1 protein-coding gene is annotated in these 1932 nt (G+C 70.7%); it reads left to right on the top strand.

Annotated features, from left to right (window positions below; all coding sequences use genetic code 11):
• Nucleotides 1-106: 106 nt before the first annotated feature.
• On the top strand, nucleotides 107-1932 hold a 1826-nt coding region (locus tag ACIBJF_RS53185), incomplete at its 3' end, for a transposase (RefSeq protein ID WP_399185081.1).

Genomic DNA, 1932 nt, shown 5'->3' with positions numbered 1-1932 from the left:
TTCCGCAACGCTACGAACCAGCGGCTACGCACACGCTGCGTCACCACCCGCCGAGCCCGCGGATACCTCCGCACCGCTCAACTTTGAAGACCCCACAAAGCTTGCGGTGATCCGTCTGCCGCTCGATGTCCACGTCCCCGGCACTCGGTATCGGGTTGAGGGCCTGTACTCGGCGATGTGGTCCATCAAACGTGCCCTGCAGCGCGATGCGCGGGACGCGGTCGCCGCGTACTGGGCGGGCGATGTCCGCCGCGCGTCGGATGTGCAAGCGTGGCGAGGGGAACTGGGGCTGTCCCGGGAGGGGATGGAACGCCGCGCCTACCGGCACATGGAGAACTCACGTCATCTCGCCCACCACGTCACCAAAGCTTTGGTGATGCACCAGGCCGACGAGGTGTTCGAGACCTCGGTGAGCCGGCATCTGTTCGCGGACTCCTCCGGCAGCAGATTCGGTCGGCCGAGGGTCGGCCGGTGGTGGGATTACACCCGTATCCCCGGCCGTGCCCGTTCCCACACCAGCGCCCGCAAATGGGAGACGTTCCGTCTGCACGGCACACTGGCCGGGCACCTGGATGCCTACCGGCACCGCGGTCTTCCCCGATCGGTGGCCAGTCCGGAGCAGGTCGCCGCGCTTCCCGCGGGAGTGAAAGTGCTTGAGCAGCCGCGGCAACTGCCCGCACCCTCACGCCCCCTCGGACGTATAGAGACAGGTGAGGTGACGGCGAAGGGCACGCCGAAGAAGCGGGCTGCGACCTGGTGGGACCACACCGGACCTTTGGCGATCGTGTTCACCGGCGGTGCCGATTCCAGCCGCGGCGACCTGGTCCTGCCCGTACGCCTGCCGTCCGGCTCCGGACGCTGGCCGTACCTGCTGCACTTCCTGAACAGCCCGGAGAGCTGGCACAAGATCGACCTTGTGCGCCGCCGGGCTGCCTCCGCGCCCGGCGGGTGGGCGTACGAGGCCCACCTGATGGTCGTCCTGGCCGGCGGCTACGCATCCCCCGCGACGAAGACCCGCCGCCAGGCGGCGGCCGCACTGAAGCGGGTCGGCGGGGTCGACGGCAACGTCTCCAACCTCTCGGTTGTCTCCTTCCCGGCCACCTTCGACCCCGCCGACGGCGACATCAAAGCCACCCGCATCGAACCCACCAGGGAGGAACTCGCCGCTCTGGCGAAGGCCCGCAGGAAGGAACGCGGCCGCAAGAGGGCGCTCGACCGCTCCCGCCGGGCATCCAGCCCCGCCCAGTACGGGCCATCGAAACGCCAGCAGAACCGGGCCGACCGGCGCCAGGCCGCAGGCCTGCCCGCCCGGGCCGTCGGCATGCCCCGGGGTGGCCGGGTCTCCCACAAGGCCGGGGTGCCCAAGCAGGGATACCGGCGTGATGCGTTGTCGGCTGGCTACCGGCTCAACCGGGCGCGGCTCGCCGAAGCCGCCGCGACCGCGGCCGCAGCGAAAGACCACCGCGCCCGCCGCATCGCAGCAGACATCATCACCGACCACGGTGCCAACCTGGTCGTCGAGGACTGCGACATCCGCACCTGGTACCGCGTTTGGGGCAAAGCCCTCCAAGCCACCACACCCGGCCGGCTCATAGCGGCCATCGGCCGCGAATGTGAGAAGGCCGGCGGGCGGATGCTCCGCGTCTCCACCTTCACCACCAAGCTGTCCCAGACGTGCTTCTGCGGCGAGAGGGTCGCCAAAACCCTGGCCGACCGGATCCATGTCTGCCCCTCATGCGGGCTCGTCGGCGACCGGGACAAGGTCTCCGGCGCCCTCTGTGCCCACGTCCACCTTGCTGATCCGGACGACGCCAGCACCGCGGGGGGGGGGCCGGGGGGGGCGGGGGCCCCCCCCCACCGTATGTCGACAAAGGGCGCGGTAACCCACACGGTGGCAAGCCCCCCCCCGGGGGGGGCCCCCCCCGCCCCCGC

The organism is Streptomyces sp. NPDC050743, from assembly GCF_044456925.1.
Lineage (GTDB): Bacteria > Actinomycetota > Actinomycetes > Streptomycetales > Streptomycetaceae > Streptomyces.
This window is presented reverse-complemented; position numbering and strand designations above follow the sequence as displayed.